A 3998-nucleotide genomic window follows, 5' to 3' on the forward strand; every position below is an offset into this window, starting at 1 on the left:
TGATTGAGGAAATAAGCCAGGAGTCGGTGGCTGGAGTTGCTCCAATTCATGTAACTCAATCTCATTGACTTGCGACACCACCAGACCCACAGACTGGTCATTGGCCTGAACCACGATTGCCACAGGAGATACCGAAACTTGCCCAAGCTCAGACAGAGGTGGATAGCCAACCAGCTGCTTTAGGTCTACCAACCAGAGCATTTCTGAGCGCCAATTACCAATTCCCAAAATACAACTGGGCATTTCCGGCACCAGCAGAACCTCCGGCAGATTCACCCTGATAATTTCGGTAATCTGCTCTAGGGGCAACAGAATACTATCCTCAAAGCCAAGAGGAAAACGCAGCAACCGCACTTGGGTTTCTGGGGTTAGTGGATCTAAGTTGAGTAGGTCAAGATTTGTTTGTGTTACCACTGGGTCAAGGGAGTTCAACATTACCTAATACCTAATACCTAATGGGTAATACCTAACAATTGCTGAATTGTTTGTTTTAGTTCTTGCTGGTTTATCGGTTTAGGTAAATAGGCATCAGCTCCCAGCATCGAACCCCAGAGTTTGTCGGCATCAGTTCCTTTAGTTGAGCAAATCACCACTGGGATGGTTTGGGTGTTGGAATTAGTCTTGAGTTCCCGGCACAGTTCAAACCCGCTTTGTCCTGGCAAAATCACATCGAGAATCACCACATCTGGTTTCTGGGACTGAAGTTTAATCTGGGCATCCTCACTACTTGTGACACTAACTACCTTGAGACCAGCTTCTCTGAGGTAACCACTTACCATCTCATTTTCAGTCAAGCTATCTTCAACCAAAAGGACTGTATTCATAAAAATTGCTTACTCTAAAAGTAGTCATAATGTTAATTAAAATTGGGTAATTTAAACTTGTCAAGTATAACTAATCAAGTTTAAATTTTATATTTTAAATTAACAAATGACCAAGATTAAAAAGTAGTCAAATATAGCATTTATACATTCGCTTAGGTACTTTCGTCCTGGCAGAGAGCAGGGACTTTGGAACAGGGAACAGGAACCCGCCCCTAAACCCTCCCAGGAAGGGAAGAGAGGGAAGTCGGACGTGGAAAATTATGTGTATTACTATGAGAACTGCTATAAGTTAAGTCTTAAACTAACTATTCAACCGGACATAATATTGCGACTAACCCCGAGATGCTTCTGTAGAATTGTCAATACCTTTGACCGAGTAATAGGCTTTACTAAAAAGTCCGTAGAACCGACCATCTTTGCCCGCACTCGGTCTACAATTCCGTCATTACTGGTGACCATAATCACTGGGGTGTCTTGAAACACTGAAACCCGACGAATTTGTGCACAAATTTCATACCCATTTAAAACCGGCATCACCAAATCCAAGAAGATCAGCTGTGGTTTGTGCTTTAGCAAGGTCGGCAAGGCTTTGATCGGGTCTCGAACATTGATAAATCGATAGCCAGCATTGGCAAGAATTTGACTCATGGTCAGCCGATCGATTTGGCTGTCTTCGATATAAACTACCAAGGGACTAGCTGGTAATGTCATTACTGGTCCTTTGGTTCCGGTAGTTTCTGGCTGAGGATTAGTGGCTTGATTAAAGTGAGTATCACAGCGGAAGTCTCCAACACAGATCAAACCCATCACCTGTACTCTGATGTAGGGCATGATTGATTGGGTCACAGCCAAAAGATTCTGTTTGACGCTCACAGCTAAATCCCTTAAAGTGCGATCGCCATCCACCAAGGTAGTCAGGTTGTGGTAGGCCAGTAATGAGGTCTGCTGTCGCAATTTGTCAGCATCCCAGATCACCGGAGCCAGAGAAGGGGAAATATTTACCAAACCAGCCTGTTGCCAAGGCTCCCAAGCCTGCCTGGCCTGTTGCCAAATTTGATCAGCTCGAATTACTACCAACCTTGAATCAAACCTTGAATCAAACCTTGAATCAAACCTTGAATCAATAGTCTCTTGAGGAATCTGCCTGTAAGTTAGTTGCTCTGATGAACCACAGCGGAGTTGTTCCTGCCGTTGGATGATATCGAAGAGTATTTCCGTACAGTTGTCAGCAACAACCGACCGCATCTGTCTCAGTGGTATTTTCCCCTGTCTGACTAGTTCTGCTAGAGATGGGTAATCCCAATACACCGGCTGAGCCGAGGAGCCCTGACACACAGGAAATGCTGATAGTTCTGGGCAGTGTACAGACAACTGCCGACACCAACGGCGAATGGGATGTATTTTACTAGCAGCCCCAGTCAAACGACCCAAGTGGAAAGAAAGACTCCACTGCTGATCGTGGGGATCTTCAATCTCTAACCGACCAGTCAATTGCTCCGTTGCGCAAGCTTGAATCTGTTGCGCCAGTTTGTCGGTGGTCAATACTTTGTGAGTCGTCATTGGTGTCTGTATGGATAGATAGCAATCCCACTAATTAGTAACTAACTAACAATTAACAACAATAAATACTTAACAAGTAACAATCCTAGTTTGCTAGCGCCTCGGTTAGCAATACTTTTGTCAAGTACCCGTGTTTTCCCTAATACCTAGATACCTAGATACCTAATACCTATAATTGTTAATCCTGATATTGTGTATAGTTTTCAGAACTTACGCCAGTTGTATATTTGTTACAAATTATAGGGTTTGTCGCCCAGTTTTGCGTAAGTTATGGTTTTGGTTAAATGCACCAAACTGGTAATTTTAACAGACACGTCAAGCCAGGGTTGTAGAGATGCACCATGATCGAGTTTCACTAACCATCAGCAAAACTCGGTTAGTCGAACTGAAGGTAAATTAGTACCTGACTTTGCTTAACTTTTCATTAATTAAGAAGGGTAATTTAACTAAAATTACCCGAAACTTAACGAAATTTTTGCTGCCTTAATTATAACTCTATATTAGCATTAAAATTCGGCTAATTATTAAAATACGCTAATTGTCCTAGTATATAGGTTTTTTATATAGGTTGTAAACATAATTCTTGCAAAAAAAGCATGCAGGCAAGAGGCAAAAGGCAAAAGGGGCAAGAGATACGGAGTTTTATTGTCCAATAAAAAAAGACCATTAAGGTTTACATCTCAAATACAAACGCTATACTTTGATAACATGCAAATGTGGCATATCTCGGTAACATCAGCCAAAAAATCAAGCTAACTTGATTAATCTTTTAAAAAAGGATTATAAGCATTCAGCTAATGCACTAAGCGCACGCTACTTGAGGTGCCATTGGCCTATGGTCACCCTACACCGAACAGCTTTTGAATAAAATAAGCTGACCACTGACCGCTGAGTTCTGAATGCTTACAAATGATTATTAATTTTAAAAAGAATTAACTACGAAATAATCGTGTGTACTGAGTTTCGTGAGCCATACTTGCTAAGGCTAATCCCCAACCACAACTACTTAATTTTTCATCCGTCAAAGTTAAAACATCTTGGGTGCTCAGAGTAAGTCTATGGTTGAGTCCTAGTAGTAGCTGTTGACCAACGGTTTGACCAAGGGGAATCAATTTGACGCCAGCACCGATGACATTAGATGCCCAGCTATGTAAGTAACCTAAGACTGTGGCTGTAATGTCAATCTGCCAGTTAGCAGCCCCAATCCCAAACGCGATCGCATAATTACAGGGTTTACCCACAGCTGATGCTACATCTTGTAGACAGATGACATTTTGTTCAGAGGTTACATCGGTCGTCTCGACAATGGTTTCACTGGGTGGGTGCAAATCCAGCAGTAACCGCATCAACGAGTTACCCATCTGCCAACTTTGCGATCGCAATTCAGAAGTTTCCTTAGCAGCACTTACCCAAGCATTCCAGTAGTTCAAACCCTCTAAATCCCCTTTGCCATAACTTTCGTAAGCTCGGACCATCACATAAGCCTCTAATCGAATGGCTCCATAGCACAGTTGATGCTCTAGCCACTGGTGCAGAGTAGTCTGGTTGTGAATCACACCAATATCAACTAACGTTTCCAAACCCTCGGAATAGCCGTAAGCACCCACTGGTAGA

The 3998-nt window shown here is 42.6% G+C and carries 4 protein-coding genes; all 4 read right to left on the bottom strand.

Going from position 1 to position 3998, the window contains the following annotated elements:
* Nucleotides 1-435 (bottom strand): chemotaxis protein CheW (locus tag F6J99_RS42835; RefSeq protein WP_293122983.1); only part of this gene is annotated, 435 nt, incomplete at its 3' end.
* Nucleotides 436-452: 17 nt separating this feature from the next.
* Complete coding sequence (locus tag F6J99_RS42840; RefSeq protein ID WP_293122986.1) at nt 453-824, bottom strand: response regulator; 372 nt, start codon at nt 822-824, stop codon at nt 453-455.
* 309 nt (nt 825-1133) lie between these two features.
* The gene (locus tag F6J99_RS42845; protein WP_293122989.1) at nt 1134-2384 is read right to left on the bottom strand and encodes a response regulator; all 1251 of its coding nucleotides are present in this window, start codon (nt 2382-2384) and stop codon (nt 1134-1136) included.
* A 932-nt stretch (nt 2385-3316) separates the two neighbouring features.
* A partial coding sequence (locus F6J99_RS42850) for an urease accessory protein UreF (RefSeq protein WP_293122992.1) occupies nt 3317-3998 on the bottom strand: 682 nt, incomplete at its 5' end.

Source organism: Moorena sp. SIO4G3 (genome assembly GCF_010692305.1).
Taxonomy (GTDB): domain Bacteria; phylum Cyanobacteriota; class Cyanobacteriia; order Cyanobacteriales; family Coleofasciculaceae; genus Moorena; species Moorena producens_A.